Here is a 26,232-nt window from a genome sequence, read left to right as displayed (position 1 = left end):
GAGCCGTCACCGTTCCCGTTGCCGTCTCCGTTGTCGGAGCCGTCACCGTTCCCGTTGTCCGAGCCGTCACCGTTCCCGTTGTCGGAGCCGTTTCCGTCATGAGGGCCATTCCCGTCGTCCTCGGGAGTGATCGCCACGCCATTCGGCCCGACCTCTAGCCCGCCAACCCCGTTCAGCGCCAGTTGTCCACGGACAGCCGGAACTGGAGCCCTGTCACCGTGATCCCAGGTCTCGGGAGTGAAGTGAAGACCTCTACCGTCAGCATCAATAACTCCCAAACCTGACACCGCGACAGACCCACTCAGGGCTGGCTCCATGACGTCGCCATCAGTGGAGCCGTCGCCATTGCCGGAACCGTTGTCGGATCCATCACCGTTCCCGGAACCGTCACCGTTGTCATGGCCACCGCCGTTCCCGGAACCGTCACCGTTGTCGTGGCCACCGCCGTTCCCGGAACCGTCACCGTCGTCGGACCCACCGCCGCCGTTGGTGCCATCACCGTTGTCGCCATTTCCCGGGCGCGCAAGCGAAGCAAGGACCTCGCGAGCCGCCTCGCCGGTCTTGACCAGCTCGTCTGACCCGGTCTGAACAGCTTGCGATCCTGCATCGATCAGAGGCGTCACATCCGATAGCGCCTTGCAGATGCAATTGCCCTTGTGTGGTTTCTCCACCGTTCCCTCTGGCTGTTGGCCAGTGGGCGCGTTCGTGTCCGCGACCGAGGTCGTGTGGACTGGTGGTCCTTCCGGCGTCCGTTCCTCATCCCCGTGAGCCGTTGCTGCGCCCAAGGCGATGATTCCGGCGGCCATGAAGGACGTGGTTGCTGCCCTTGCCATCCACGTACTCATTGCTCTGCCTCCCTGCTGCAAGTGACTTACACACGCGCTCCGGACGTGACACGTCCAGGCATGGTTGTGCTGCCGCGAACCTGCAGGAAGGTTCAGTCAGGGGCGACGCCCGGCTGGCGACCAGCCGAGCGCGGGACGTCAGAATCCGCGCCTGTGTTGATGCAGTCGGACCCGCCGATGAACGAGATCGCAGCGGGCACGATGGCCGTCATCGCGACACTCGAACCCGCACTGGATCCCCCAGCGGAACCATTGGCACACAGGGCCGTGGCCCCGGCCAGTTGGTCGTTGTCGTGCGAGGCACCTTCGTCAGACCTTGTCTCGGAACCCGCCTTCTGTTGCGGGGAGACGGCCTGAGTGTCGTGCGTGGTTGCGGAGTCGCGTACGACGACCTCGCGAGTCTGGTGGGTCCGAGCAATGGCCTGTGCGCGCACAGTTGTGACGACGGCTCGTTTGCGATCGACGGGCGCCGCGCCCTCTGCGCGAGCTACTGGGGCCACCGCGGGCGAGAGCCCAAGTTTGTTGCTGAGCACTTCGACGCCCACCTGGACCGGCCGCGTCGTCTGCTCGACGAGCGTTTCAACGTTGCGGGTCACCGTCTCGAGATCCCGGACGGCCTGCGTCAGCTGCGAATCCTTGCCAATCACAGGTTCGAGGTCGCGGGCCAGTTGACGTGTCGTCCCGTCGACTGAAGTGATCGCGGGGGTGACTCCGCGTTCGATTCCCTGTGCCACCTTGGTCAAGGTTTCGGACGCGCCCAAATCGTGGGAATTCCCTTGCACAGCAGGCGATTCTGGCTTCACGCGTGCCGGCTTCGAGGTCGTGGCGTCAGGCGCGTCGATGACGGCCGGCGCTGCAGCCTCGGAGGCTTCAGACTGCTCGGGAGTGGCCTGCTTCGCGGGTGCCTCCGCCGGCTCGCTGGACGCCGCCGGCGAGGGCTCCTGCGACTGCTCCGGGACCGGAGTGGAAGGATCTTCCGGCCCAGGCAGCAGAGACTCGTGCCCGGCCCGGTCCTGCGCTGCGTCATCGCGCCCCGGGTCCTGCGCTTCTGAGGCCTGAGCGGGCGAATCACCGTCCGTGTCGTCGGCGTGTGCGCTGGCCATCCCGAAGAAGAACGCGGCCGCCGCGGCGGCCAGAACGAAGCTCAACCGAAGCGCGACCGGGCTCAGCCCGCGCCGCGCTTGGGAGACAACTCGTTCATGATTCGCGTTCATACCGTTCCCCGAGAACTGTTGAACTTGAAAGCCGTACTCTCCAAGTTGTACGCCACGGAGCCGCGTCCGTCCATACCGAGATCAACATGTGTACTCGTTCGCGGCGATTCCGATGCCGTGACGGCGGGGCCACAGAGTGGTCGACGGGTGAGAATCGTCAAGCAGGTAAGGGATCTGGCGTCTAGTCCCTGAATACCACGAAGCCGGCGCTGGACTCGATGTCCTGTGCGCGGACGCACGACGAAGCCAGGGGGCAACGCACCAGATAGGAGCCCGCAGCAGTGTCTCGCGGCCCGAAGATCGCGCCGTTGCCGTCCCAGTCCATCCGGCCGGCAGTCCACGGCGTGGCCGGCTTGAGCGAACGGATCACGGCCCCGGTCCGCAGTCGGCGGACCTGGATGACACCCGTGCTCACTCCCTTGGAGTTCGTGGCGAGTCCCAGCACCCGCTGGCCATCGGGAGAAACCTCAACGGGCTGGAAGCGCAGCTTCCACAGCACGGCCTTCGGGTTCATCAGGTCGCGTGCAGTCGTGTAGCCGTCCTTGACCTTGCGCCACTGGACCCGGCCCTTCAGGTCGGCACCGTCAACGGTTCCGGAGACCACGGTGCGCACACCAGAGCCGAAGGTCCACACGTAGAGCTTCGGCGGGAAGCCCCAGCCACCCAGTCCACCAATCACGGCGCGATTGCCGTCCACGTCGAGGACGTCCACGCCGATCGGGAAGGAACGCTGGGCCAACCGGGTGCCGTCGAGCCTCTTGACGGTCACTGTCACCTGGCTGCCCCACATGTCGGTGTAGGACTCGTAGTAGGTGTCGCCCGAGTCGCTCAGGTCGACGGCCCAGCCGTCGTCGTCGTACAGACAGGTCACCTGGCCGGAGGCACGCGCTGCCGTGCCAGCGGTGTCGATGAACCACATCGTCTGGCGGTAGCAGATGTCTCCACTTCCGTCGTCATCGAGATACTCGCGACTGACCACCGCGAGCCGCCCGTCACTGGTGCGGCCGCGGCCTCCGATCGAGGCGTCGGCAGCGGGGGGCTCGGTGCCCCAGTCGATCGACAGCGCCTGACCGTTGACGTGCAGCGTGCCTCCGTCGAGGTACGGCGCGCGCACGACGGCCGCAGCGGGCGCCTGGTGCGCCACCGCCGGGATCGCCGGAGCGACGACCGTGGCAAATGCGGTGGCGAGGACCGCGAGGATTCGTGTCTTCATCTGTTCCCCCGAACTCGAGACCGATCTCAGCCGAGAGTAACAGGAGTTGGCCTGGTCAGCAGGGGGTGAAATGACCGCGCGACGGCCAGGCGGCAGGTCAGGATGACTCCGCCTGAAGCCTCAGCCGTTGTAGGTGATCCGCAGCTTCTCGGTGACCGGCAGGGACTGACAGGCGAGCCGGATGCCGTCCGCGAGGTCGGTGGCGTCGAGGACCTCGTTGTGCCGCATACGGACCTCCCCTTCGAGCACCATGCAGGCGCAGGCGCTGCAGTTGCCTTCGCGGCAGGAGAACGGCGCGTCGACGCCCTTCTCCTCGAGAAACTCCAGGATCGGCTTGTCGCCCGTGTAGTCGTCGAACTCATAGTGCTGGCCGTCGAGCTCGACCTCGAGGCGCACTGGTCCGACCAGGGCGGAGGGCGCATCGCCGTCCTCGTGGTCGTCGGCGTCAGCCAGCGTGGCCTCGGCCTTCTGAAGCTCCTCGACGTCACCGAACGGGTTGCCGCCCAGCGAGACGAACTTCTCCTGGTGTCGGCGGGCCCGCGGGAACTCCAGCTCACGCAGCGCCAAAGACACGCTCTTCATGAACGGCGCGGGACCACAGCAGAACGCGTCGTATGTCGAGAAGTGCGCGGCGAACGCCTTGAGCTGGTCCTGGGTGGGCAGCCCCTGCACGGTCTCGAGCCAGTGCACGACAACCAGCCTGTCGGGGTGCTCGACGGAGAGGCGTGCCCACTCGTCGGCGAAGATCACGGACTTCTCGTCGCGGTTGGCGTAGAACACCACGATCTTGCCGGCGCCACGCGCGAGCGCCGTCCGCGTGATCGAGATGATCGGCGTGACGCCACTGCCTCCGGCGAACAGCAGCAGGTCGTGGTCGAGGTCGGCGGGCGTGAAGATGCCGCTGGGCGGAAGGACCCGGATCGTGTCGCCGGCCTTGAGGTTGTCGCAGATCCAGTTGGACGCATAGCCCTCGGCGGTCCGCTTGACCGTCACCGTGAGCGGGCCGTCGTCCGCTGGCGAGCTGCTCAGCGAGTAGCACCGCGCGGCCAGGCCGGTCTCGTCACTGGGAACCGCAAGGGTGAGGAACTGCCCGGGCCTGTAGTCGAAGTGGCCTTCGGCCTCAGGGGTGAGGCCGAGCTGCACCGAACAGGCGTCGGCCGTCTCGTCGATGACGCCGAGGACCGGCAGAACGAAGGAGTCAGTATCCATCTTCGGCTCCAATGGGGATCTCACCCTCACGCACGGCAGCTTCGATGGTGCCGAGCAGGCGGGGACAGGCGGTGTGGACGGCGCGGCCGGCGGGCTGCGATGACATGCGGGCAAACTCCTGACACTGGCCCAGCGCCTCATGGTCCCACTGGATGGACGTGTGGTGGTCACTGTTCTTCTTCACACCCACACGCGCCAGACAGTCGAGGCACTGCACCTTTACAAGACGGGCCTGAGTGTACAGTCGCTGGTCCTCGAGAGTCTCCTCGTGTGTCGGGATGAAAGACGGCATCAGGACTCGTCGGGGGACTCGGCGGCCGGACCCGTCGAGACCAGCTCAGCTTCCTCGGCGGCCTTCCGGGCCAGGTTCTCCTCGACTTCGGCGCGCCAGTTCTCGTTGGCCCGCGTGGTGTCGACCTCGAACTCGAAGCGGTCGGTCATCTCGGCCGCCACGTCGACCTTGTCCACGTAGAACTGCTCGTACCAACGCCGCAACTGGTAGACGGGACCGTCCTCCTCACAGAGCAACGGATTCTGGACCGGCGCCTTGTTGAGCCAGATCGCCACGTCCTGCAGGAAGCCGTCACCGAACATGTCGGAATACTTCTTGCCGATGTAGTTCGCGGTCTTCTCGTCGAGCCCCTCGGGCTTCTCGACACAGAGGCCGTACTGCAGCTTGAACGAGTTGGGGCCGGTCGGGATGTGGCAGTTGACCAGGATGACCTTGGTCAGGAAGCCCTTGTAGTCGGTCTCCAGCCAGTTGATCATGTACGCCGGCCCGTAGTAGGTCGCCTCGGACTTGAGGATCAGGTCCTCGTCGCCGTACCCCTCGCCGGCCATGTCAGGTCGCCCGGTGGACTCCATGAACTGCGTCGCCATGTGGCCTTCGAACACGTTGCGGAAGTTCGTCGGGAAGGCGAAGTGGATGTAGAAGAAGTGCGCCATGTCGACGACGTTGTCGACGATCTCCCGACAGTGCGCGTTCGGGACGTCGATGACCTCCCAGGTCCAGTCGGTGTAGCGCTCGGTGCCGATGCCCTCAAGCTCGGGCGGCAGGATCTCCGTGTCGGCGGGACTGCCCTCGACGTCGTGCCACACGAGAACCTGACCGTTGCGGATCACCGTCGGGTAGGTCTGGGTGCGGGCCCGCATCGGCACCCGGCGGGCATAGGGAATGGCCTTGCACTTCCCGTCGCCGCCCCACCGCCAGTCGTGGAACGGGCAGGCGATCTCGTCGCCCTTGACCGTGCCCTGGGTGAGGTCGCCGCCCATGTGCCGGCAGTAGCCGTCGAGCACCTTGATCTCGCCCTGGCTGTCGGCCCAGACGACGAGCTTGCCGCCGAACGCCTCGACCGCGTGCGGCTTGCCGTCCTTGAAGCTGTCGGCCAGGCCCAGGCAGTGCCAGCCGCGGGCGAACCGCTCCGGGACCGTGCCCTTGTCGAGCAGACGGGTGTCACTCATGCGAACTACCTCCAGCGCGTCTGGACCAAAACGAGAACACGTTATAGTTTTACCACATGCGAGTCGCCCTGACACCAGCCCAACAACGCCTTCGCGACGAACTCCGCGACTATTTCGACCAGCTCGTGACGCCTGAGCGTCGCGCGGCCCTGGCGATGGCCACCGGTGAGTTCGGTGACGCCCGGATCTACCGCGAGGTGATCAAGCAGGTCGGCACCGACGGCTGGCTCGGCATCGGCTGGCCCAAGGAGTACGGCGGCCAGGCGCGCTCCATGATCGAGCAGCTGATCTTCACCGACGTCGCCGCCGTCGCCGGCGTCCCCATCCCCTACCTGACGCTCAACACGGTGGGCCCGACGATCATGCGCTACGGCAGCGACGAGCAGAAGGACTACTTCCTCCCGCGGATCCTCGCCGGCGACCTGCACTTCTCCATCGGCTACAGCGAGCCGGGTTCGGGCACAGACCTCGCGTCGTTGAAGACCCGCGCCGTGCGCGAGGCCACTCCTGACGGACGCAGTGAGTGGGTGATCAACGGACAGAAGATGTGGACCTCGCTCATCCAGTACGCCGACTGGATCTGGATGGCCTGCCGCACCGACCCGGATCTCCCCCGCCACAAGGGGCTCTCGATGATCCTGGTCCCGGCCGACTCCCCCGGCTTCTCCTACACGCCGGTCCACACCGTGGCCGGCGTGCACACCAGTGCGACGTACTTCGAGGACGTGCGGGTGCCGGCGTCCAACCTGGTCGGTGAGCTGAACGGCGGCTGGAGCCTGATGACCAACCAGCTCAACCACGAGCGCGTGGCGTTGACCTCGTCGGCGGCCCTGGTGCACTCGATCAAGCTCGTGCGCGAGTGGGCCGCCGAGACCCGCAATCCGGACGGCACGCGGGTGATCGACCAGGAATGGGTGCAGATCCTTCTCGGCCGGGCACACGCCCGCACGGATGCGCTGACCCTGGTCAACTGGAAGCTCGCCTCCGAGATCGACACCTTGTCCCCTGCCGATGCCTCGGCGACGAAGGTCTACGGCTCCGAGCTGGCCACCGAGGTCTACCGCGCGCTGATGGAGATCGTCGGACCGAACGCCGGTATCACCGCGGACTCCCCCGGAGCCGTGATCGCCGGCCGCCTCGAGCGGTACTACCGCTCGTCGCTGGTGATGACCTTCGGCGGCGGCACCAACGAGATCCAGCGCGACATCATCGGCTACGTCGGCCTCGGCCTCCCCGCCGCCAAGCGATAGGACAGCCTCATGGACTTCACCTTCACTCCCGAGCAGGACGAGGCCGCCGCCCTGGCCGCGAAGATCCTCACCGACAAGACCACGCCCGCGCAGATGCGCGCGGTCGAGGAGAAGGGCGACCGCTTCGACCGCGACCTGTGGTCCGCCATGGGCGAGGCCGGGCTGCTCTCCCTCGCCGTCCCCGAGCAGTACGGCGGAGCGGGCCTCGGTCTGGTCGAGCTGACCCGGGTGCTCATCGAGGCCGGACGTCGGGTCGCGCCGGTGCCGCTCGCCGTGCACGGCGCCTGCGCCCTGGTCCTCGCCGAGTGCGGAGCAGACGAGCCGAAGGAGCAGTGGTTGCCGGGTGCGGCAACCGGCACGCACGTGCTCACCGCGGCAGTCGCCGAGGAGCGTGCGCACCTGCCCGCGACCCCCACGACGACGGCGGTCGCTGACGGCGACGGGTTCGCGCTGACCGGGGTCAAGACGATCGTCCGGGCCGGTACGACGGCCGCCCTGTTCCTCGTCACCGCCACTGCACCCGAGGGAGTCGGAGTCTTCCTCGTGCGGCCGGATGACACGGGTGTCACGGTCGCCGCACAACGCACCAGCGATGGCGACGCCGTGGCCCTGGTCTCGTTCGACGGGGCCAGGGGGTTGCTCCTCGGTGCGCTCGACGGCGTGGTCGCCCACCGGCTGGGCCACCTGCTCACTGCGTGCGCCGCCGCCGAGCAGCTCGGCGTCGTGCGTGGAGCGGTGGAGCTGACCGCGGCGTACGCCAAGACGCGTGAACAGTTCGGCCGCCCGATCGGCACTTTCCAGGCCGTGTCGCAGCGCTTGGCCGACGGCTACATCGACGCATTGTTCGACGAGCTCACACTGTGGCAGGCGGTCTGGCGTCTCTCTGAGGGGCTGCCCGCCGACGTCGAGGTGGCCACCGCCAAGCTGTGGGCGGCCGACGCGGGGCACCGGGTCGCGCACACCGCGGTGCACGTGCACGGCGGCCACGGCATCGACCTCGAGGGTGAGGCCCATCGCTACTTCACCGCCGCCAAACGCTTCGAGTTCTCCTTCGGCGGTGCCACCGAGCAGGCGCTGGCCATCGGTCGCCATCTGGCCACGGATCCCGCGTGACCACGGTCGAGGTCACGTGCGGCCGGTCGGTGCGCTCTCACGGTTCCCGCGGAGCGACGTGCCGCGAGCCCTAGGCTGCTGGCATGGACCCGATCGACGGCGAGCCGGTGCTCGACCTGCCTTCGCGTGAGCAGTTCGACGACTGGCTCGAGGCCCAGCCCGCCCAGTCGCGGGCGGTGTGGATTCGTACGGCGAAGAAGTCGTCCGCGCTGGAGTCGGTCACCGAGGACGAAATGGTCGACGTCGGACTGTGCCACGGCTGGATCTCGGCCGTACGCCGACGCTGCGACGACGACACCTATCTCCAGCGCTACACGCGAAGGCGTCCCCGGAGCAGGTGGTCGCGGATCAACATCGCCAAGGTCGAGGACCTCACCGCGCGTGGTCTGATGCGCCCCGGCGGCCGGGCAGAAGTGGACTCGGCGAAGGCCGACGGCCGCTGGGACAACCCCTGGACCTGAGGTGCGCCGCATCGATCCCCGTCGAAGAGGAGTCGGGGCGCTTCTCGGGCCGCACTCGCCGGCACAACGGCTACTACGCCGGCGACTTCAGCGGACCTCGCGGCGACTTCTCGTCCACCCCGACGATGCCCTTCACGCCTCGCTTCGAGCCGTCGAACTGACCACGGCGCCGGGCAGGAATACCCGAAGCGACTCAGGCTTTGTGTCGGCATGGAACTGACACAGGCTCTCGACACCGCCCGTGCGACGCGCGAGGCAATCCTGACCACGGTCCGGCGCGACGGCCGTCCCCAGCAGTCCAACGTGCTGCACACGGTGGACGACGACGGCACCATCCGGATCTCCACCACGGCCGGACGGGCCAAGTTTCGCAACATGGAACGTGAGCCCTGGGTCGCCGTCCACGTGAACGGCGAGACCTTCTTCTCCTACGCGGTGATCGAGGGCGAGGCCGCACTGTCACCGGTCGCCGAGTCTCCGGACGACGCCGTGGTGGACGAGCTCGTCGACATCTACCGTGCACTCGTCGGCGAGCACGACGACTGGGCCGCCTACCGCAAGGCGATGGTCGACGAGGGGCGCGCCGTCGTACGCATCACGCCGAAGCGTGCCTACGGCATGCTCCAGCTTCCCAAGGCCAGCGGGACCTGACGCCGCGCGATCCGGCTCACGCCAGGGACTGCAGCCGCGCCACCGTCTCGTCGTACTCCTTGACCAACGACGCCATCACCTCGGCCACCGGACGCACCTCGTTGGTGCGCCCGACGATCTGGCCCGCCGGCATCGAGATCGTCTCGGGGTCGTCGCCGCGGTTCATCCGGTTGTGGGCGTCGGCGACGAGCAGGTTCTGCAACGGCATCATCAACGGCTCCGGCGCGTCCGGGGCCTCCCAGGCGTCGGTCCACTTCGTCTTCAGGAGACGCGCGGGCTTCCCGGTGTAGACGCGGGTGCGCACCGTGTCGCCCGAACCGGCGGCCAGCAGCGCGTCGCGGATGCCCGTGCCGGCCGACAGGTCGTACTCCTCGACGGTCAGCCAGAGCGAGCCCGTCCAGGCGCCCTGGGCGCCCAGTGCCATGGCGGCGGCCATCTGGCGGCCAGAGCCGATGCCGCCCGCGGCGAGCACAGGGACGTCGGGTCCCACCGCGTCGACGATCTCGGGAGTGAGCACCATGCCGGCGATCTCACCGGTGTGCCCGCCTGCTTCGTAGCCCTGGGCGACGATGATGTCGACGCCGTTGCGCACGTGCGAGAGCGCGTGCTTGGCCGCGCCGGCAAGAGCGGCGACCTTCACCCCCGCGGCATGCGCCTGCTCGATCACGTCGACCGGGGGCGAGCCCAATGCGTTGGCGATCAGCACCGGACGGTGTGACAGCGCCACGTCGACGTGTGAGCGGGCCACGGAATGCAGCCAGCCCAGCACGCCGTCGCGGCCCTCACCCTCCGGAAGAGGCGGTACGCCGAGCTGCTGCAGCGTCCGCTCCACGAATGAGAGGTGCTCCGGCGGAATCATCGCCTTGAGGTCGACCGCCTTGCCTTCGGTGGGCACCTTCATCGGCATCACCACGTCGACGCCGTAGGGCTTGCCGTCGGTGTTGTCGTCGAGCCACGTCAGGGCACGGTCGAGCTCGTCGGCGTCGTTGAACCGCACGGCCCCGAGCACCCCGAGCCCGCCGGCCTTCGAGACTGCCGCCGCCACGTGCTCGGAGGGCGTGAACGCGAAGATCGGGTAGTCGATGCCGAAGAGTTCACACAGGTCGCTGTGCATCGTCGTCCTCAGACCGCTGCCGCGACAGTGGCGCCGGCGAGCTTCTTCGCCCTGGGGTAGTTGGCCTTGCCCGTCGCGTGACGAGGGATCTCGTCGACCAGGGTGACCGAGCGCGGCAGCTTGTAGCCGGAGAGGCTGGTCCGGAGGAACGACCGCAGGCCCTCGAGCTCGGGCGCCGTGCCGGTGCGCGGCTGGATGACTGCGGCCACCTGCTGGCCGTAGCTCTCGTCCGCGATGCCGACGACGAGTACGTCGAACACGTCGGGGTGCGCCTTCAACGCGTTCTCGACCTCTTCGGGGTAGACCTTCTCGCCTCCGGTGTTGATGCAGTTGGAGCCCCGGCCCAGCAACGTGACCTTGTTGTCACCCTCGAGCCGCACGAAGTCGCCGGGCACCGAGTAGCGCGTGCCGTCGACCTCGATGAAGGTCTGCGCGGACTTCACCTCGTCCTTGTAGTAGCCGACCGGGACGCTGCCCGACCGCGCCAGGCGGCCGATCTCGCCGACCTGAGTGGCCGCGTCGAGCACCCGGTTCTTCTCGTCGAGGACGACGGACTCGAGGCCGAGGCTGATGATCGCCCCCTCCCCCTTGATGTTGTCCTTGTCCTGGAGGCCGGTGCCCTGGAAGCCGGTCTCGGAGGCCCCGACGGAGTCAGTGAAGAACGTGTTCGGGAAGGCGCCCATCCAGCGTTCCTTCACCGGGCGACTGAAGATCGCGGCACTGCTGGCGACCGCGACCAGCGAGGTGCCGTCGTACGACGAGCGCTCGAACTCCTCGATCAGCGGGCGGGCCATCGCGTCGCCGGTCATGAAGATCAGCTGGACCTTCTCGCGGTCGACGATCTCCCAGACCTCACGCGGGTCGAACTTGGGCGCGAGGATGGTCAGGTGCCCGGCGAAGAGGTGCATCAGCATGGCCGCCTGCGCACCGCCGTGCATGAGCGGCGAGAGCGGGAAGGTGACCATCGGGGCGTTGGCCGCCGCCGACCTGGACTGGTCGAGCTCCTCGAGACGGTTGCCGGCCATGAAGTCGATGCCGCCGCCGAGCACGCGCCAGAAGTCCTCGTGGCGCCACATCACGCCCTTCGGGTAGCCCGTCGTACCACCCGTGTAGACGATGTAGAGGTCGTCGTTGCTGCGCGGTCCGAAGTCGCGGGCGTCGCTCTGGCCCTCGAGTGCCTCGGCCCAGGTGACCCCGCCGTACGACGAGATGTCGGCGTCGTTCGTCGGGTCGGTCGGGTCGACCATCGCGATGAGTGTCGTGAGCTTGTCGTGCTTGGGAGCGACCAGCGAGACCAGGGGCGCGTAGGTGCGCTCGTGCAGCAGGGCAACGAGGTCGGCGTTGTCGAAGAGGTAGTCGAGCTCGCCCTCGACGTAGCGGTAGTTCACGTTGATCGCGACGGCACGGATCTTGAAGATCGCAAGCAGTGCCACGACGTGCTCGACACTGTTCTTGGCGTAGACGCCGACGTGGTCGCCGACGCCGATCCCCTGTGCCTGCAGGTGGTGCGCCAGCTTGTTGGCGGAAGCCTCGAGCTCGGTGTAGTCCACCTTGCGGTCACCGACCTGGATGGCGTGGCGATCGGGGACTGCGTCGACGGCGTGCTCGAAGAGATCAGCGATGTTCAGGGCCATGCCGGAAAGACTAGAACACGTTCTCGTTTCTGACTAGAGTCCTCACCATGACTCGAGAAACGGAACCCCACTGCCTCGTGGAGCAGGTCGGGCACACCCTGGTCGTCACGATGAACCGCCCCGAGAAGCGCAACGCCCTCTCCGGCGAGATGCTCGCACTCATGGAGCAGGCGTGGGACCGGGTGAACGCCGACGACTCCGTGCGCGTGGCCATCCTGACCGGCGCCGGAGGCGCGTTCTGCGCCGGCGCCGATCTCACGGCGATGTCTCAGTCCGCGCCCTCCGACAAGTTCGAGTCCGGCGAGTTCGACCCGTCCGTGATCAAGTCGCTGCTCAAGGGATTCCGCCTCACCAAGCCGCTGATCGCCGCGGTCGAGGGGCCGGCCATCGCCGGCGGCACCGAGATCCTGCAGGCCACCGACATCCGGGTCGCCGGGGAGTCGGCGCGGTTCGGGGTCTCCGAACCCAAGTGGGGCCTCTATCCGCTCGGCGGCTCGGCGGTGCGACTCCCCCGCCAGCTGCCCTACACCGTGGCGGCCGACCTGTTGCTGACCGGGCGCCACATCAAGGCCCCCGAGGCGAAGGAGATCGGGCTGGTGGGACATGTGGTCCCCGACGGCGAGGCGTTGGCCAAGGCCCACGAGCTCGCGGACCTGATCGGTGCCAACGGCCCACTCGCCGTACAGGCGGTGCTCAAGACGATCCGCGACTCCGAAGGCAAGCACGAGGACGACTGCTGGGCCGACGACGCGAAGGTCGGCGCGGCCGTGTTCGCGTCCGACGACGCGAAGGAGGGGCCCCGCGCCTTCGCCGAGAAGCGTCCTCCCCGCTTCCAGGGCCGGTGACCCGGGGATCCCCGCCTGCGCGGTCGGCACCGTTCGTGGCCGCCAGATGCCCCGTTCAGGGGATGCGGCGGCTCACAAGGGGCTCCTAGCCTGAAGCGTCCCTCAACGAAGGAGTACGCCGATGACGCTCTACATGGACGTCCACAACGTCGGTGACGGGGTGACCGTCGACGGTGTGGCCAAAGCCCACGCCGCCGATCTGGCCATCCAGGACCAGCACGGAGTGAACTACCTGAAGTACTGGGTCGACGAGGCCAACGGCAAGATCTTCTGCCTGGTCGACGCACCGGATCCCGAGGCGGCCAACACCGTCCACCGCGAGGCGCACGGGCTCGTCGCCGACGAGATCTACGAGGTGAAGGAAGGGGCCTGACCAAACCGGCCTGCCTCGCGTTCACAGCATGCGCGAGAGCAGGCGGTCGCGGTCCACTACCTGGTGCTTGACGACCACACCCGACGTGCGCGGCCAGTGCGACGAAGAAGCAGGCGTGCACGCCGACGATCAGCCGGCGTACTGAGCCCGCAGTGCCTTCTTGTCCGGCTTTCCCAGGCCAGTCAGCGGAATCGCGTCCACGGCGATCACGTGCTTCGGTGCGTGGACCGATCCCTTGCGCTGCTTGACCAGCGCGGTGATCGACTGCGTCGTCTCGTCGGTGAGCACCTCGCCGTCGCGGAGTACGACGAGGGCGGTGACCGCCTCACCCCACCTCTCGTCGGGTGTGCCGATGACCGCCACCTGGGCGACGGAGGGGTGCTCCGCGACGACGTCCTCGATCTCGCGCGGGAACACGTTGAAGCCGCCGGTCACGATCATGTCCTTCGTGCGGTCGACGATGAACCAGAAGCCGTCCTCGTCCTCCCTGGCCACGTCGCCCGTGTGCATCCAGCCGTCGCGGAAGGTCGCCGCGGTCTCGTCGGGCAGCTGCCAGTAGCCGGACGCGACCAGCGGACCGGCCACGCAGATCTCTCCCGGCTCCCCCTGGGCGACGGACGATCCGTCCTCGTCGAGCAGGGCGGCACGGATGAACGCCGACGGGCGTCCGCACGCGCTCAGCCTGGCCTTGTCGTGGTCGCCCTTGGCGAGATAGGTGATCGCCATCGGCGCTTCGGACTGGCCGTAGTACTGCGCGAAGATCGGGCCGAAGCGGTCGATCGCCTCCTGCAGCCGCACCGGGTTGATCGACGAGGCGCCGTAGTAGACGGTCTCCAGCGAGGAGAGGTCGCGGGTGCGCGAGTCGGGGTGGTCGAGCAGGGCGTAGAGCATCGACGGCACCAGCATCGTGGCGGTGATCCGCTGCTCCTCGATCGTGCGCAGCACCTCGGCCGGGTCGAACTTCGGCAGCACGACCAGGCAGCCACCCTTCATCACGGTCGGCACGAAGAACGCGGCGCCGGCGTGCGAGAGCGGTGTGCACATCAGGAACCGCGGGTTGTCCGGCCACTCCCACTCGGCCAGCTGGATCTGCGCCATCGTGTTCATCGACCGCGCGGTGCCCATCACACCCTTCGGCCTGCCGGTCGTGCCGCCGGTGTAGGTGATCGACACGAGGTGGTCGCCGGGCAGCAGCCGTGCGGTCAAGGCTTGGGGCTGGTACGACGCAGCGGCCGCGACGAGGTCCGTGCCGACCTGCCTGAGCACCTCGGGCACAGGGCCGATCGTCAGCACCTGCGTCAGGCCGGGGCACTTGTCGAGCAGGCCCAGGGCACGCTCGGCGAAGGCCGGGTCGGCGATCAGCGTGGTGATGCCGGCGTCGTTGATCACGTAGGCATGGTCGTCGAGCGACCCCAGCGGGTGCAACGACGTACGGCGGAAGCCCTGGGTCTGGCCGGCACCGAGGATGAACAGCACCTCGGGTCGGTTGAGCGCCAGCAGCGCCGACGCCGAGCCGGTGCCGGCGCCGAGCGCCTCGAAGGCCTGGACGTACTGGCTGATCCGGCTCTCCACCTCGCCGCCGGTGAGGGTGACGTCGCCGAGGTACATCACCGGGTCGTCGCGGTGCCGCTTCAGGGCGCTGACCATCAGATGGCCGTTGTGGGTGCCGGCGTGGAGGTCGGCCCCCGTCGAGCTGGACGCAGTCACGCCAGCACCTCCGCGACTCCGCGCACCTCGCTCGTCGTACGGCAGCTCAGCAACAGCTCGGTGACACCCGTCGACTCCCACTCGGCGACGCGTTCCTTCACGTACGCCGCGCTGCCGACAATGTGCATGTCGTCGACCAGGTCGTCGGGGATCAGCGCGGTAGCCTCGTCGCGCTTCCCGGCCAGGAAGAGCTCCTGCACCTTGCCCGAGATCGCCTCGTGGCCCATTCGGTCGAAGACCGCCTTGTGGAAGTTCTGCTCCTTGGCGCCCATACCGCCCATGTACAAGGCGATCGTGGGCTTGATCGCGTCGATCACGGCCCGACGCTCCTCCTCCGAGGAGGTGACCTGCAGGTGGCAGCTGGCGGCGATCTCGAAGTCCGCCCGCGATCGCCGAGCCCCTTGGCGTGCGAAACCCTCGTCCAGCCACGGCTGGTACATCTCCGCCGACTTCGGGGTGTAGAACAACGGGATCCAGCCGTCCGCGATCTCGGCGGTCTGGGCCACGTTCTTCGGCCCCTCGGCACCGAGCCAGATCGGGATGTCTGCGCGCAGCGGGTGCACGATCGACTTGAGCGGCTTGCCCAGTCCGACCGACCCAGGGCCGTCGTACGGCATCTGGTGGTGCGGACCGGCATTGGTGACAGGTGCCTCGCGGGCCAGCACCTTCCGGATGATCTCGACAACCTCGCGGGTGCGGGCGAGTGGCTTGGAGAAGGGCTGGCCGTACCAGCCCTCGACGACCTGCGGACCACTGACGCCCATGCCGAGCACCACCCGGCCACCCGAGAGATGGTCGAGGGTCAGCGCATGCATCGCGATGGACGCCGGAGTGCGGCCCGACATCTGCACGATCGACGTGCCTAGCCGCAGTCGACTGGTCTCGCGGCCCCACCAGGTCAGCGGGGTGAACGCGTCGGACCCCCACGCCTCCGCGGTGAACAGCGCATCGAACCCGGACTCCTCCGCAGCCGCGACGAGCTCGGCGACGTCGGTCGGTGGCTGCGCTCCCCAGTACCCCAGTTGCAGGCCCAGCTTCATGTGCATCTCCTCACCAGAATTGCTTGTGCCCCACACTAGAACATGTTTCACTTTTGGACCATGACCACTTCGCAGGCCCGGACCCTCAGTGCCCCGCTGCGCGTCAGCTTCGACTACACCAGATCTGTCGGCCCCACGCTCGGTGCGTTCTTCGCGGGTCTCCTCGAACGCCGCCTCGTCGCCGGCCGACTTGCCGACGGCAGTGTCGTCCTTCCGCCGCCCGAGTTCGACCCTGCCACCCACGAACCGGTCACCGATTTCGTCGAGGTCGGCCCCGCCGGCACCGTCCAGTCGTGGACGTGGGTCCCCGAGCCGGTCGCCGAGCAGCCCTTCGACCGCCCCTTCGCGTGGGCCCTGGTCCTGCTGGACGGCGCCACCGCCCCCTTCCTCCACGCGTTGGACATCCCGTACGACGACCTGCGCGTCGGCATGCGAGTCCGGGCACGCTGGGTGAACGAACCAGCGGGAGCCATCACCGACATCGCCTGTTTCGAGCCCGCAGACGGACGCGACGAAGGAGCGGCGGGCGTGGCGGGCGAAGGTCGAGCGCGAGCGCGGCTGAGGGACGAGGCCGCGACCGAGCAGTCGAGACCCGGTGACGGGGGCGCCCCGCGCAAGACCGACCCGCTGATCACCCCGGTCAACCTCGACTACACCTACGCCGCCAGCCCCGAGGAGAGCGCCTTCTTCCGCGGGCTCGAGCAGGGGCGGATCCTCGGCCAGCGCTGCCCCGCGTGCGGCAAGGTCTACGTGCCCCCGCGTGGTGCGTGCCCGGTCGACGGCGTACCCACCACCGACGAGGTCGAGCTCCCGGGCACCGGCACGGTCACGACGTTCTGCATCGTCAACGTGCCATTCCTGGGCCAGAAGATCACCCCGCCGTACGTGTCGGCGTACGTCCTGCTGGACGGCGCCGACATCGCCTTCCTGCACCTGATCCTCGGCATCGAGGCGAGCGAGGTGCGCATGGGAATGCGGGTCGAGGCGGTGTGGCGGCCGCGCGATGAGTGGGGCACGACCGTCGAGAACATCAGTCACTTCGCGCCGACCGACGAGCCGGACGCGGACTTCGAGAGCTACAAGGTGCACCTGTGAGAAACGTGGCAGTGGTGGGCTTCGCCCAACGTCAGATGCTGGAGTTCGACGGCTCCCCCACGATGGTCGAGCTGCTGGTCCCGCTCTTCGCGGAGCTCTACGAGCAGACCGGGTTCACCCGCAAGGACATTGGCTTCTGGTGCTCCGGATCCTCCGACTACCTGGCCGGCCGGTCGTTCTCGTTCGTCTCCGCGGTCGACGCGATCGGGGCCCTGCCGCCGGTCAACGAGTCGCACGTCGAGATGGACGCGGCATGGGCGCTCTACGAGGCCTGGGTGAAGATCCAGACCGGGGAGATCGACACCGCACTGGTCTACGGGTTCGGCAAGTCGTCGGCCGGCGTCCTGCGCCGCACCCTCGCCCTGCAGCTCGATCCCTACACGATGACGCCGTTGTGGCCCGACAGCGTGTCCCTCGCCGGACTCCAGGCCAGGTTGGGCATCGAGGCCGAGCTCTGGGACGAGACGGCGATGGCGTCGGTGGCCCAGAGGTCGCTCACTGACGCCGAGACCAACCCCCACGCCGTACGCCGCGGCGGCTCGTCGGTCGAGGAGCTCCTGGCCCGTCCGATGTACGCCGACCCGCTGCGCAAGCACGACTGTGCGCCCGTGACCGACGGAGCCTCGGCGATCGTGCTGGCCGCCGACGACCGTGCGCGGGACGCCGCCGAGCGACCAGCATGGATCACCGGCCTCGCGCACAACGTCGATCCGCTCCAGCTCGGCGCCCGCGACCTCACCGCCTCGAAGTCCGCGACACGGGCCGCGGAGTCCGCGGTCATCGACGATGTCGAGGTCGCCGAGCTCCACGCACCGTTCAGCCACCAGGAGCTCATCCTGCGTCACGCGTTGGGCCTCGCGTCCGACGTACGCATCAACCCGTCGGGAGGTGCGCTCACCTCGAACCCGATGTTCACCGCCGGCCTCAACCGTATCGGCGAGGCGGCCGACCGGATCCGCAACGGTGAGGTCACGCGTGCGCTCGGCCACGCGACGTCCGGTCCACTCCTGCAACAGAACCTCGTCTGCGTCATGGACGGAGCCACGAAATGAGCAAGCAACCTGCCGCCGTCGTCGGTGTCGGCCAGACCCACCACCGTGCCAAGCGCGAAGACGTCTCGATGGCCGGCCTGTGCCGCGAGGCGATCGACCGGGCGCTGCTCGATGCCAACCTGTCGTTCGACGACATCGACGCGATCGTGGTCGGCAAGGCGCCCGACCTGTTCGAGGGCGTGATGATGCCCGAGCTCTACCTGGCCGAGGCGCTCGGCGCCGCGGGCAAGCCGTTGCTCCGCGTGCACACGGCCGGGTCGGTCGGCGGATCGACCGCCATCGTCGCCGCATCACTCGTGCAGTCCGGGGTGCACAAGCGAGTGCTGACCGTGGCGTTCGAGAAGCAGTCGGAGTCGAACGCGATGTGGGCACTCTCGGTGCCGGTTCCGTTCATCATGCCGGTCCATGCCGGCGCGGGTGGCTACTTCGCGCCCCACGTCCGTTCCTACATCCGCCGGTCGAACGCCCCGCTCCACATCGGCGCGGTGGTGGCGGCCAAGGACCGCCAGAACGCGCTGAAGAATCCCTTCGCGCACCTGCAGAACAAGGACACCACGGTCGAGTCGGTGCTGGCCTCACAGATGTTGTGGGACCCGATCCGCTACGACGAGACCTGCCCGTCCTCCGACGGGGCGTGCGCGTTGGTCATCGCCGACGCCGACACCGCCGCCTCGGTCGACAACCCGGCCTGGATCCACGCCACGGCGATGAGGTCCGAGCCCACCACCGCCGCCGAACGTGACCAGGTGAACCCGCAGGCGGGCCGCGATGCGGCGGCGTACCTCTGGAAGCAGGCGGGCATCACCAACCCGCGGCGCGAGATCGACGCGGTCGAGATGTACGTGCCGTTCTCGTGGTTCGAGCCGATGTGGCTGGAGAACCTCGGCTTCGCCGACGAGGGTGAGGGCTGGAAGCTGACCGAGTCCGGCGTGACCGCGATGACGGGTGACCTGCCGGTCAACTGCTCCGGCGGAGTGCTCAGCTCGAACCCGATCGGGGCGTCCGGCATGCTGCGCTTCGCCGAGGCCGCACTGCAGGTGCGCGGCCGGGCCGGCGAGCACCAGGTCGACGGCGTACGACGTGCGCTCGGTCACGCGTACGGCGGCGGCTCGCAGTTCTTCGCCATGTGGGTGGTCGGGGCGGACAAGCCCGCCCTCTAGGCTGGGCGCATGATCGAGCTCCGCACCCCCACCCAGATCGACGAGATGCGTCCCGCCGGTGTCTTCGTCGGCGAAGTCCTCACCGCGCTCGCCGCCGCCGCCGACGTCGGGGTGAACCTGCTCGAGCTCGACGCCCTGGCCCACCGGATGATCAAGGACCGCGGCGCGGAGTCCTGCTACATCGACTACCACCCGTCGTTCGGGGCCTCGCCGTTCGGCAAGGTCCTGTGCACGTCCGTCAACGACGCCGTGCTGCACGGCCTCCCCCACGACTACGTGCTCAAGGACGGCGACCTGCTCAGCCTCGACTTCGCCTGCGCCGTCGACGGCTGGGTCTCCGACTCGGCGATCAGTGTCGTCGTCGGCACGCCGCGGCCCGAGGACCTCGCCCTGATCGAGACCACGCAGGTGGCACTCGCGGCCGGCATCGACGCGGCCCGTGCAGGCAACAAGATCGGCGACATCAGCTTCGCGATCGGCCAGGTGGCCCGCGCCGCCAACCTCAAGGTGAACCTCCAGTTCGGCGGCCACGGAGTCGGGCGCACCATGCACGGCGACCCGCACGTGGCCAACGACGGACGCGCCGGACGCGGCTACCCGCTCAAGCCCGGACTCGTCATCGCGATCGAGCCGTGGTTCCTGCACACCACCGACGAGATCTACACCGACGCCGACGGCTGGACCCTGCGCAGCGCCGACGGATCACGGGGCGCCCACTCCGAGCACACCATCGCCATCACCGACGCGGATCCCATCGTCCTCACCGCCCGCTGACGCGAACCGCGTGCTCTTGATGCGCGAACCGTGCATTCTTGACGCGCGAACCGCGTGCTCTTGATGCCCGAACCGTGCATTTCTGATCTCGCCGGACTCACTGCGCGGGGACCCAGGGCACTCGACTCCGGGCGTACTTCCGCTTCTGTGGCGCACTGCGTGCAGCGATGATCGCGCCGAGCTCGTCAAGCCACTGCTCGCGCGCCCGACCCGCCAGCTGATGCTTGCGTACGACGATGACGTACCAACCACGTTCGCGCAGCCAGTCACGCCTGGCCTCGTCGTGTTCTGCCTGTTCCTCGGCGTGGAACTCCTCCCCGTCGTACTCGACCGCGATCCGGAGACGCCGATAGGCCAGGTCGATGCGCGCCATGACTACGCCGTCCTCCCGGATCTCCACCTGAGGTTCGGGCATCAGCAGGCCGGAGTCGTGAATGGCGCCACGCACCCACGACTCCCCCTGCGATTCGGACAACGGAGAAGCCAACGGGTACAGCTCTCGCGCTTGCGTGACACCGCGCCGTCCGGAGAGTCGCACGACGGCAGTTCCGAAGTCTTCGTGCGTCAGCTCGTGCTCACTCATGAAGGCGTCGAGCGTGGCCAACGCTCGCCATCGACCACGGAGGCAGGCAACGTCGAGAGCAGTGCGCACTGGCGTCGTGACCTTCACGCCATGAACCTGGATCACCTCCTCCTCGGCCAACTCCCGCTCGACGCCGCGCACCGCTTTGCGACGTGGCGGCGTGTGCCCGGGCTTGACCGCCACTTCCAGGTCCGGTACGGCGAAACGCTCGTCCGGCTCATGCACGTCCACGCCCCACAGCCAGGCGGCTGACCGGTCGCACACCACCGCATCCTCTGGCAGGACAAGGGCGGCGCAACTGGCGCGGAGCTCGAGTGTGTCCTCGACAGACGCCGAGCAATAGACGCCCGTGAGCGGTCGTCGTACGACGCCGGACCTGAGCCAGCGTCGGAGGGTGAACTCGGAGACGCCGAGTTCGGCCAAGTCACTCCATCTGAATGGATCTGTTGGGGGTTGTTCTGACATGTCGACGAGGCTTGCCGATCGACGTCGTCATGAAACGACGAAGTCCGCCGCCTGTGGAAAACTCACGGGCAGCGGACTTCGACGGCATCAAGAATCCATGGTTCGGACGTCAATAATCCACGGTTCGCGCATCAGAAATGCACGGTTCGCGCATCAAGAATCCACGGTTGGCGAGTAGGTGACCTGGAGCTCCTTGATGCCGTTGATCCAGGCACTGCGGAGGCGCCGGGGCGCACCGGCACGGGCGATGTCGGGGACCTGGTCGGCGATCTCGTTGAAGATCAGCTCGATCTCCAGGCGGGCCAGGTTGGCGCCGATGCAGTAGTGCGCGCCGTGGCCGCCGAACCCCAGGTGCGGGTTGTCCTCACGAGAGACGTCGAACCGGTAGGGGTCCTCGAAGACGTCCTCGTCGAAGTTGCCACTGGCGTAGAACAGTCCGACCCGGTCGCCCTCCTTGACGTCGACGCCGTTCAGCGTGACGTCCTCGAGGGCGACCCGCTGGAACACGGTGACCGGCGTCGCCCACCGGACGATCTCGTCGACCGCCGACGCCGGACGCGTGGCCTTGAACAGCTCCCACTGGTCAGGGTTGTCGAAGAAGGCGTCCATGCCGTGCGTGATCGCGTTGCGCGTCGTCTCGTTGCCGGCGACGGCCAACAGGATCACGAAGAAGCCGAACTCGTCGTCGGTCAGCGCGTGCCCGTTCACGTCGGCGGTGATCAGCTTGGTGACGATGTCGTCCTTCGGGTTGCGCCGCCGCTCGTCGGCCAGCCCGGCGGCGTACATCAGGATCTCGATCGACGCCGCCTCGGCGTCTCCCTCGATCTCGGGGTCGTCGTAGGACAGCATCTGGTTGGACCAGTCGAAGAGCTTGCCGCGGTCCTCCTGGGGCACACCCATCAGCTCGGCGATCGCCTGCAGCGGCAGCTCGGCGGCGATGTCCTCCACGAAGTTGCCCGACCCCTTCGCCGCGGCGTCGGCCACGATCCGGCGGGCCCGCTCCTCGAGAGCGTCGTGCAGCGCGGCGATGGCGCGTGGGGTGAACCCGCGCGAGATGACCTGGCGCAGCTTGGTGTGGTCCGGCGGGTCCTGGTTGATCAGCATCACCCCCTGCAGGTCGATCTGCTCGGGCGTCATGTCCGGGGCGAAGCGGATGATCGCGCCCTGCTTGGCGGTCGAGAACGACTTGCTGTTCTTCGACACGGCGGCGATGTCCTCGTGCTTGGTCAGGGCCCAGTAGCCCTCGGCACCTCGGAACCCGGCCCGCGCCTCCTGGGGCTGCGCCACCCAGTGCACCGGTGATCCCTGGCGCATCGCGCGGAACTCCTCGTGCGGGATGCGCTCCTCGATGAGCCCGGGGTCGGTGGGGTCGAATCCCACTGGCAACGAATCGGGCAACTGCGTCGTCACGGTCACTTGCTTCCTCCACGATGCTAGAACACGTTCTAGTGACGATCGTTACATACTCTCGGAATGTTCGGAAGACCCGAACACGAATTCGTCCCCGAACTCCCACCAGCCGGGACTCGCCTTGCCGGCGATCAAGAACGTGTTCTACTTTCGGGTGGTACGTCGCCACTGGAGCGACGTACGTCGAGTGCGTTCGGACAGCGAGGCAATCCATGGGCAATCCGGTCATCGTCGAAGCAGTGCGTACGCCGCAGGGCCGGCGCCGCGGCTGGTTGGCCGGCGTCCATCCGGCGGTACTCCTGGGTGCAGCGCAGATCGAGGTCCTGGACCGCGCCGGGCTCGACCCGGAGCTGGTCGACCAGGTGATCGGCGGCTGCGTGTCACAGGCCGGTGAACAGTCCAACAACATGGTCCGGCGTGCGTGGATGCATGCGGGCCTGCCCAACCACACGGCCTCCACCGTCATCGACGCCCAGTGCTCCTCGGCCCAGCAGGCAGTGCACCTGATCAACGCGATGATCGCCGGCGGGGCGATTCGCGCAGGTGTCGCCTGCGGTGTCGAGTCGATGTCACGCATCCCGCTCGGCGCGAACGTGCCCAAGGGCACCGGCAGCCCCCGGCCCGACGACTGGAACATCGACCTGCCCGACCAGTTCCTCGGCGCCGACCGCATCGCCCGCGATCGTGGCTTCACCCGTGCGGACGTCGACGCCTTCGGGCTCTGGTCGCAGCAGAAGGCGAGAGTCGCGGTGGACGAAGGCCGTTTCGACCGCGAGGTCTTCGGCGTGGAGGCACCGGTGCTCGACGACGAGGGCACGGCCACCGGCGTGACCCGCACCGTCACCGAGGACCAGGGCCTGCGCGACACCACGCTCGAGGGCCTGGCCGCACTCACGCCCGTGCTTCCCGACGGCATCCACACCGCCGGCACCTCGTCCCAGATCTCCGACGGCGCCTCCGCGCTGCTCCTGATGGACGAGTCGCTCGCCGCCGAGCTCGGCCTCAAGCCGCGCGCCCGGATCATCACCTCGTGCCTCGTCGGTGCGGACCCCTACTACCACCTCGACGGACCGGTCCAGGCCACCGAGAAGGTGCTCGCCGACAGCGGCATGGGCATCGCCGACATCGACCTCTGCGAGGTCAACGAGGCGTTCGCCGCCGTGGTGATGTCCTGGGCGACCGTGCACAAGGTGCCCGAGGACAAGATCAACGTCAACGGCGGCGCGATCGCGCTCGGCCACCCGGTCGGCTCGACCGGGACCCGGCTGCTGACCACCGCCCTGCACGAGCTCGAACGCCGCGACGCGACCACGGCGCTCGTCGCCATGTGCGCGGGCGGGGCCCAGGCCTCCGGCACCATCATCGAGCGTCTCTGACCACCCGCTGAACCCGTGGCGCACGCACGGGGTCACCGCGGGCATGGCACGATCTGGCATGTGAGCGACACCGGAGACCAGCCCGAGGGAACCGACCCGAACCGCGGCGCGCAGGGCGAGCAGCCCCAGCAACCCGGGTGGGGACAACCAGCACCCCCGCCCTACGGCCAGGCGCCCCAGGGCCAGCCGCCCTACGGGCAGGCACCCTACGGCCAGCCGGCGTACGGACAGCCCGCCTACTACGGCGCCGACCCGAGTGCGCCGTACGGCCGCGACCCCCGCACCGGCGAGCCGTACGGCGACAAGAGCAAGGTCATCGCCGGCGTGCTGCAGATCCTCATCCCGCTGGGCATCGGTCGCTTCTACACCGGCCACACAGGCATGGCGCTCGCCCAGCTCTTCACCCTCGGCGGGTGCGGCATCTGGAGCCTGATCGACGGCATCCTGCTCCTGGTCAACGACCAGCAGCGCGACGCGGACGGTCGCCTGCTCAAGCCCTGACCGACAGGGTCAGCTGCCGTAGACCGGCTCCGGGTCAGCACCCTCGGCGATCAGCGAGTCGACGACCTCACCCAGCTCGGTGGCGTCCCAGCGTCGCCCGGCATCACGCGAGGCGCCGTGGCGCCAACCCTCCTCGAGGGTGAGCAGCGAGCCGTCGCTCTCGAACACGCGGCCGGTGACGTGGCCGGCATCCACGGAGGCGAGCCACGCCACGATCGGCGAGTTGTCCTCGGGGAGCGCCATCTCGGAGGTGTCGAAGGCACCTTCGGTCATGCGTGTCTTGGCGACCGGGGCGAGCGCGTTGACGGTGACTCCCACGCGCCCGAGCTCGGCGGCCGCGACCAGGGTCATCGACGCGATCCCGGCCTTGGCGGTCGAGTAGGCGACCTGCCCCACGGAGCCCTGGAGGCCGGCGCCCGAGGTGGTGTTGATGACGCGGGCGGCACGCTGACGGTCGGCCTTGGACTCGGCACGCCAGTACGCCGCAGCATGGCGCAGCATCGCGAAGTGGCCCTTGACGTGCACCCGGATGACCGCGTCCCACTCGTCCTCGGTGGCGTTGAACAGCATCCGGTCGCGCACGAAGCCGGCGTTGTTGACCAGGATGTCGAGGCCGCCGAAGGCGTCGACAGCCTGCTGGACCAGTGCGGCCGACTGTTCGAAGTCGGCGACGTCGGCGCCGTTCGCGACCGCGTGGCCGCCGAGCGCCTCGATCTCCGCGACGACCTGTTGGGCGGGAGAGTCCTCCTTGACCCCGTTGTTCGAGACGCCGTAGTCGTTGACGACCACGGTGGCGCCCTGGCGGGCGAGCTCGAGGGCGTGGGCGCGGCCGATGCCACGGCCCGCGCCGGTCACGATGGCGATGCGTCCTTCGAGAAGTCGGGTCACGTCGTTGCTCCTGGTGTGGAAGGTGGTCAGGACTGGTTCTGGTTCAGGACCGAGAGGAAGACCGGCGGCTCGCCGCCGCCGTGGCACTCGATCGCCGCACCGGTGACGTAGCTGGCCAGGTCCGAGGCCAGGAAGACTGCCACGTTGCCGACCTCGCGCGGCCGGCCCATCCTGCCCAGAGGGATCGTCTTCTCGATGGCGGCCACGGTCTCGTCCCCGCCGTAGTGGTCGGCGGTGTCCGGGGTGCGGCACAGCCCCACGTTGATCGCGTTGACCCTGACCTTCGGCGCCCACTCCATGCCGAGCGACTTGGTGAGCGAGTCGACGCCGGCCTTGGCGGCGCCGTAGGCCGCGGTGCCCGGCGAGGGCCGTTGGGCGCTGACGGACGAGATGTTCACGATCACCCCGCCGGTCTCCTGCTGCTGCATGACCGCGTTGGCGGCTTGGGCGACGAGGAGCGGTGCCGTCAGGTTGAGGCCGAGGATCTTGTCGTGCAGCCGAGGAGAGGCGTCGGCGGCCAGGGCGTACGGCCCTCCCCCGGCGTTGTTCACCACGATGTCGAGGCGGCCGTGGCTGTCCACGATCCCGTCGACCAGGGCCCGCACGGCCTCCGGGTCGCGTACGTCGCACGGCACGTGCGTCGTACCCGCCGGCGGGTCGGTGACCTCTGAGCGGGCACAGGTGACCACGGTCGCGCCGGCCGCCACGAGCGCTTCGGCGATGCCGAGCCCGATCCCCTGCGAACCGCCGGTGACCAGTGCCACCCGACCGGAGAGGTCGATTCCGATTGCCATGCCA

The 26,232-nt window shown here is 68.3% G+C and carries 26 protein-coding genes; 12 read left to right on the top strand and 14 right to left on the bottom strand.

Translation table 11 applies throughout. The features are described 5' to 3' along the window. The 6 genes from ASD66_RS25250 to ASD66_RS11900 all read right to left on the bottom strand — a co-directional run. Positions 1-833: hypothetical protein (locus ASD66_RS25250; protein ID WP_235530061.1), on the bottom strand; the 833-nt coding region annotated here is incomplete at its 3' end. A gap of 104 nt (positions 834-937) precedes the next feature. Next, positions 938-1,993, bottom strand: a complete 1,056-nt coding sequence (locus tag ASD66_RS11920; RefSeq protein WP_056891031.1) for a hypothetical protein — start codon at positions 1,991-1,993, stop codon at positions 938-940. Positions 1,994-2,240: 247 nt separating this feature from the next. Beyond that, positions 2,241-3,272, bottom strand: a complete 1,032-nt coding sequence (locus tag ASD66_RS11915) for a hypothetical protein (protein WP_056891030.1) — start codon at positions 3,270-3,272, stop codon at positions 2,241-2,243. 120 nt (positions 3,273-3,392) lie between these two features. Continuing rightward, positions 3,393-4,481, bottom strand: coding sequence for a ferredoxin--NADP reductase (locus ASD66_RS25625; protein WP_056891029.1), 1,089 nt, complete (start codon positions 4,479-4,481; stop codon positions 3,393-3,395). Beyond that, positions 4,471-4,773: a hypothetical protein gene (locus ASD66_RS11905; protein WP_056677774.1), complete on the bottom strand. Its 303-nt coding sequence runs from the start codon at positions 4,771-4,773 to the stop codon at positions 4,471-4,473. The genes ASD66_RS25625 and ASD66_RS11905 overlap by 11 nt, the downstream gene beginning before the upstream one ends. Continuing rightward, positions 4,773-5,942 carry a Rieske 2Fe-2S domain-containing protein gene (locus ASD66_RS11900; protein ID WP_056891028.1) on the bottom strand — a complete coding sequence of 390 codons (1,170 nt, stop codon included), beginning with the start codon at positions 5,940-5,942 and terminating at the stop codon, positions 4,773-4,775. The genes ASD66_RS11905 and ASD66_RS11900 overlap by 1 nt, the downstream gene beginning before the upstream one ends. A 56-nt stretch (positions 5,943-5,998) precedes the next feature. Between ASD66_RS11900 and ASD66_RS11895 the strand changes: the two genes are divergently transcribed. The 4 genes from ASD66_RS11895 to ASD66_RS11880 all read left to right on the top strand — a co-directional run bounded on the left by ASD66_RS11895 (position 5,999) and on the right by ASD66_RS11880 (position 9,417). After that, complete coding sequence (locus ASD66_RS11895; protein ID WP_056891027.1) at positions 5,999-7,192, top strand: acyl-CoA dehydrogenase family protein; 1,194 nt, start codon at positions 5,999-6,001, stop codon at positions 7,190-7,192. Positions 7,193-7,201: 9 nt separating this feature from the next. After that, positions 7,202-8,305, top strand: coding sequence for an acyl-CoA dehydrogenase family protein (locus ASD66_RS11890; protein WP_056891026.1), 1,104 nt, complete (start codon positions 7,202-7,204; stop codon positions 8,303-8,305). 83 nt (positions 8,306-8,388) lie between these two features. Next, entirely contained in the window at positions 8,389-8,766 is a 378-nt protein-coding gene (locus tag ASD66_RS11885; protein WP_056677762.1) for a YdeI/OmpD-associated family protein, read from the top strand. A gap of 210 nt (positions 8,767-8,976) precedes the next feature. Next, positions 8,977-9,417, top strand: coding sequence for a PPOX class F420-dependent oxidoreductase (locus tag ASD66_RS11880; RefSeq protein WP_056677759.1), 441 nt, complete (start codon positions 8,977-8,979; stop codon positions 9,415-9,417). 16 nt (positions 9,418-9,433) lie between these two features. Here ASD66_RS11880 and ASD66_RS11875 read toward each other — a convergent pair whose 3' ends face one another. Both ASD66_RS11875 and ASD66_RS11870 read right to left on the bottom strand, forming a co-directional pair. After that, the gene (locus ASD66_RS11875) at positions 9,434-10,531 is read right to left on the bottom strand and encodes an NAD(P)H-dependent flavin oxidoreductase (protein WP_056677756.1); all 1,098 of its coding nucleotides are present in this window, start codon (positions 10,529-10,531) and stop codon (positions 9,434-9,436) included. 8 nt (positions 10,532-10,539) lie between these two features. Continuing rightward, positions 10,540-12,165, bottom strand: coding sequence for an acyl-CoA synthetase (locus ASD66_RS11870; protein WP_056677753.1), 1,626 nt, complete (start codon positions 12,163-12,165; stop codon positions 10,540-10,542). Positions 12,166-12,212: 47 nt separating this feature from the next. Between ASD66_RS11870 and ASD66_RS11865 the strand changes: the two genes are divergently transcribed. Both ASD66_RS11865 and ASD66_RS11860 read left to right on the top strand, forming a co-directional pair. After that, entirely contained in the window at positions 12,213-13,010 is a 798-nt protein-coding gene (locus ASD66_RS11865) for a crotonase/enoyl-CoA hydratase family protein (protein WP_056677750.1), read from the top strand. A 121-nt stretch (positions 13,011-13,131) separates the two neighbouring features. Continuing rightward, positions 13,132-13,383, top strand: coding sequence for a DUF4242 domain-containing protein (locus tag ASD66_RS11860; protein WP_056677747.1), 252 nt, complete (start codon positions 13,132-13,134; stop codon positions 13,381-13,383). A gap of 129 nt (positions 13,384-13,512) precedes the next feature. On the opposite strand, the gene fadD8 is transcribed toward ASD66_RS11860, so the two are convergent. Both fadD8 and ASD66_RS11850 read right to left on the bottom strand, forming a co-directional pair. Continuing rightward, positions 13,513-15,090, bottom strand: coding sequence for a fatty-acid--CoA ligase FadD8 (gene fadD8, locus ASD66_RS11855; protein WP_056677744.1), 1,578 nt, complete (start codon positions 15,088-15,090; stop codon positions 13,513-13,515). Continuing rightward, positions 15,087-16,130, bottom strand: coding sequence for an LLM class F420-dependent oxidoreductase (locus ASD66_RS11850; protein ID WP_056891025.1), 1,044 nt, complete (start codon positions 16,128-16,130; stop codon positions 15,087-15,089). Before ASD66_RS11850 ends, fadD8 begins: the two co-directional genes overlap by 4 nt. 60 nt (positions 16,131-16,190) lie before the next feature. On the opposite strand from ASD66_RS11850, the gene ASD66_RS11845 reads away from it, so the two are divergent. From ASD66_RS11845 to map, 4 genes are read left to right on the top strand one after another with little or no spacing between them, the layout of a single operon-like run. Beyond that, positions 16,191-17,225, top strand: coding sequence for a Zn-ribbon domain-containing OB-fold protein (locus tag ASD66_RS11845; RefSeq protein ID WP_056891024.1), 1,035 nt, complete (start codon positions 16,191-16,193; stop codon positions 17,223-17,225). Then, positions 17,222-18,277, top strand: a complete 1,056-nt coding sequence (locus ASD66_RS11840; RefSeq protein ID WP_056677734.1) for a thiolase domain-containing protein — start codon at positions 17,222-17,224, stop codon at positions 18,275-18,277. The genes ASD66_RS11845 and ASD66_RS11840 overlap by 4 nt, the downstream gene beginning before the upstream one ends. Continuing rightward, positions 18,274-19,437, top strand: a complete 1,164-nt coding sequence (locus tag ASD66_RS11835) for a thiolase domain-containing protein (protein ID WP_056677731.1) — start codon at positions 18,274-18,276, stop codon at positions 19,435-19,437. Before ASD66_RS11840 ends, ASD66_RS11835 begins: the two co-directional genes overlap by 4 nt. 9 nt (positions 19,438-19,446) lie before the next feature. Next, positions 19,447-20,211, top strand: a complete 765-nt coding sequence (map, locus tag ASD66_RS11830) for a type I methionyl aminopeptidase (protein ID WP_056677729.1) — start codon at positions 19,447-19,449, stop codon at positions 20,209-20,211. 97 nt (positions 20,212-20,308) lie between these two features. Here the strand turns inward: map and ASD66_RS11825 are convergent, their stop codons facing one another. Together ASD66_RS11825 and ASD66_RS11820 are read right to left on the bottom strand one after the other, a co-directional pair. Further along, on the bottom strand, positions 20,309-21,259 hold the full coding sequence (locus ASD66_RS11825) for a type IV toxin-antitoxin system AbiEi family antitoxin (protein WP_156388647.1): 951 nt from the start codon (positions 21,257-21,259) through the stop codon (positions 20,309-20,311). A gap of 153 nt (positions 21,260-21,412) precedes the next feature. Further along, entirely contained in the window at positions 21,413-22,669 is a 1,257-nt protein-coding gene (locus tag ASD66_RS11820; RefSeq protein WP_321163503.1) for a cytochrome P450, read from the bottom strand. 212 nt (positions 22,670-22,881) lie between these two features. Here ASD66_RS11820 and ASD66_RS11815 point away from each other — a divergent pair, with 212 nt between their 5' ends. Continuing rightward, positions 22,882-24,045 (top strand): steroid 3-ketoacyl-CoA thiolase, encoded by a 1,164-nt coding sequence (locus ASD66_RS11815; protein WP_056677721.1) that lies wholly within the window; start codon positions 22,882-22,884, stop codon positions 24,043-24,045. Positions 24,046-24,105: 60 nt separating this feature from the next. Continuing rightward, complete coding sequence (locus tag ASD66_RS11810) at positions 24,106-24,546, top strand: TM2 domain-containing protein (protein WP_056677717.1); 441 nt, start codon at positions 24,106-24,108, stop codon at positions 24,544-24,546. A gap of 9 nt (positions 24,547-24,555) precedes the next feature. Here the strand turns inward: ASD66_RS11810 and ASD66_RS11805 are convergent, their stop codons facing one another. Both ASD66_RS11805 and ASD66_RS11800 read right to left on the bottom strand, forming a co-directional pair. Beyond that, positions 24,556-25,434, bottom strand: a complete 879-nt coding sequence (locus ASD66_RS11805; protein WP_056677714.1) for an SDR family oxidoreductase — start codon at positions 25,432-25,434, stop codon at positions 24,556-24,558. A 26-nt stretch (positions 25,435-25,460) separates the two neighbouring features. Next, entirely contained in the window at positions 25,461-26,228 is a 768-nt protein-coding gene (locus ASD66_RS11800; protein ID WP_056891022.1) for an SDR family oxidoreductase, read from the bottom strand. Positions 26,229-26,232: the final 4 nt, after the last annotated feature.

This window comes from Nocardioides sp. Root151 (assembly GCF_001427925.1).
Lineage (GTDB): Bacteria > Actinomycetota > Actinomycetes > Propionibacteriales > Nocardioidaceae > Nocardioides.
Note: the sequence above shows the minus strand (reverse complement) of the source record. Positions and strands in the feature narration are given on the sequence as shown.

Excerpts from the sequence above, each read along its gene's own strand:
- ASD66_RS11835 (WP_056677731.1), top strand. The coding sequence starts at position 18,274 with ATGAGCAAGCAACCTGCCGCCGTCGTCGGTGTCGGCCAGACCCACCAC.
- ASD66_RS11815 (WP_056677721.1), top strand. The coding sequence starts at position 22,882 with ATGGGCAATCCGGTCATCGTCGAAGCAGTGCGTACGCCGCAGGGCCGG.
- ASD66_RS11870 (WP_056677753.1), bottom strand. The coding sequence starts at position 12,165 with ATGGCCCTGAACATCGCTGATCTCTTCGAGCACGCCGTCGACGCAGTC.
- ASD66_RS11845 (WP_056891024.1), top strand. The coding sequence starts at position 16,191 with ATGACCACTTCGCAGGCCCGGACCCTCAGTGCCCCGCTGCGCGTCAGC.
- map (WP_056677729.1), top strand. The coding sequence starts at position 19,447 with ATGATCGAGCTCCGCACCCCCACCCAGATCGACGAGATGCGTCCCGCC.
- ASD66_RS11865 (WP_056677750.1), top strand. The coding sequence starts at position 12,213 with ATGACTCGAGAAACGGAACCCCACTGCCTCGTGGAGCAGGTCGGGCAC.
- ASD66_RS11905 (WP_056677774.1), bottom strand. The coding sequence starts at position 4,773 with ATGCCGTCTTTCATCCCGACACACGAGGAGACTCTCGAGGACCAGCGA.
- ASD66_RS11895 (WP_056891027.1), top strand. The coding sequence starts at position 5,999 with ATGCGAGTCGCCCTGACACCAGCCCAACAACGCCTTCGCGACGAACTC.
- ASD66_RS11885 (WP_056677762.1), top strand. The coding sequence starts at position 8,389 with ATGGACCCGATCGACGGCGAGCCGGTGCTCGACCTGCCTTCGCGTGAG.
- ASD66_RS11890 (WP_056891026.1), top strand. The coding sequence starts at position 7,202 with ATGGACTTCACCTTCACTCCCGAGCAGGACGAGGCCGCCGCCCTGGCC.
- ASD66_RS11915 (WP_056891030.1), bottom strand. The coding sequence starts at position 3,272 with ATGAAGACACGAATCCTCGCGGTCCTCGCCACCGCATTTGCCACGGTC.
- ASD66_RS25625 (WP_056891029.1), bottom strand. The coding sequence starts at position 4,481 with ATGGATACTGACTCCTTCGTTCTGCCGGTCCTCGGCGTCATCGACGAG.
- ASD66_RS11900 (WP_056891028.1), bottom strand. The coding sequence starts at position 5,942 with ATGAGTGACACCCGTCTGCTCGACAAGGGCACGGTCCCGGAGCGGTTC.
- ASD66_RS11880 (WP_056677759.1), top strand. The coding sequence starts at position 8,977 with ATGGAACTGACACAGGCTCTCGACACCGCCCGTGCGACGCGCGAGGCA.
- ASD66_RS11850 (WP_056891025.1), bottom strand. The coding sequence starts at position 16,130 with ATGAAGCTGGGCCTGCAACTGGGGTACTGGGGAGCGCAGCCACCGACC.
- ASD66_RS11800 (WP_056891022.1), bottom strand. The coding sequence starts at position 26,228 with ATGGCAATCGGAATCGACCTCTCCGGTCGGGTGGCACTGGTCACCGGC.
- ASD66_RS11875 (WP_056677756.1), bottom strand. The coding sequence starts at position 10,531 with ATGCACAGCGACCTGTGTGAACTCTTCGGCATCGACTACCCGATCTTC.
- ASD66_RS11825 (WP_156388647.1), bottom strand. The coding sequence starts at position 21,259 with ATGTCAGAACAACCCCCAACAGATCCATTCAGATGGAGTGACTTGGCC.
- ASD66_RS11860 (WP_056677747.1), top strand. The coding sequence starts at position 13,132 with ATGACGCTCTACATGGACGTCCACAACGTCGGTGACGGGGTGACCGTC.